A 1,184-nucleotide genomic window follows, 5' to 3' on the forward strand; every position below is an offset into this window, starting at 1 on the left:
GAAAGTTTAGCATTTGCGGAAGAAGCAACTGCATTGCTTGATAATATGTCGTATATCATTTCTATGCTCGAAGAGCATCCTACTTCTCAAAAAGAGTTTGAAAATCAAAGTATTAATTTTTCTAATAAACTAAAAAAAATCATTAATTCTTTAGAAGAAACCGTCATAACACAAAGTCTAACAACGGGAAATTTAGAAGGAGAAATGGAAGTAGATTTAGATGATATTCTTATTAGAATGAGTATCAAAGAAATTAAAAAGATATTAGACACAGATATTCTAAAAGAAGATAATTTGAAATTTGAAATGTTGCAATCGGTATTTAACAATGAATTCAATTCTCAAATTTCTAATTTAACATCTAATAATTTAAAATCAACAATTTCATTTACAGAGGTTAATAATAATAGTGGGAAGCTTGTTTTCATAGAAGATGTATTAGACAGAGAAGCATCAACGATTAATATAAACAGAGAGTTTGTTAGACCAATTTTCATAGATGATCCTACAGTTATTGATGAGATTTCTGAATCAATTAGAATATATTTGGGAGGTAAGAAATTATCTTATAATCATAAATCATATCTTATTGATTTATTAAAACAAACAAATTCGGATGAAAATGTTTTTTCAAAAAAGAAAAATGATGAGATGATTAATGCTATTTTGAAAGAGGTTATAGATGGTAATATTTCAATAAATGGAAGGAAAAGTTTTTATGAAATTCCATATAGTGATCGTAATAAGAAACTATCATTGTCAAACCTTTCAACAGGTATGAAATCTTTTTCTATTCTTAGTATTTTAAAAAATAGCGGAGCGTTTAATACTGTAGAGTATGTAATATTAGATGAACCAGAAATACATTTACATCCAGAATGGCAACTTAAATATGCTGAATTAATAGTGCTTTTATCTAAATACTTAAATATTAAATTTTTAGTAACTTCCCATAGCCCATACTTTATAGAAGCTATAGAACTGTTCTCAATGAAACATGGAATAGAGGGGAAAGTAAATTATTATAAATCTAAGCATACTCAAAACCCTAATTTTTATACCATAGAGGATTATACACAAAGATTAAGTGATATTTATGATGAATTAGCGGAATCAATGTTTGATCTTCAAAATTTAAGAGATGAATTGGAACTAGAGGAGGAGTAATTTTGGATGTTCTAGAA

General features: G+C 26.8%; 1 protein-coding gene. It reads left to right on the forward strand.

Annotated elements, in window-relative coordinates; genetic code table 11:
- Nucleotides 1–1,167, forward strand: a 1,167-nt coding sequence (locus tag QI30_RS18685; RefSeq protein ID WP_126992072.1) for an AAA family ATPase, incomplete at its 5' end; no start/stop codon positions are given.
- Nucleotides 1,168–1,184 lie beyond the last annotated feature (17 nt).

Origin of the sequence: Candidatus Kurthia intestinigallinarum, from assembly GCF_003991225.1 — a bacterium.
Taxonomy (GTDB): Bacteria; Bacillota; Bacilli; order Bacillales_A; family Planococcaceae; genus Kurthia; species Kurthia populi.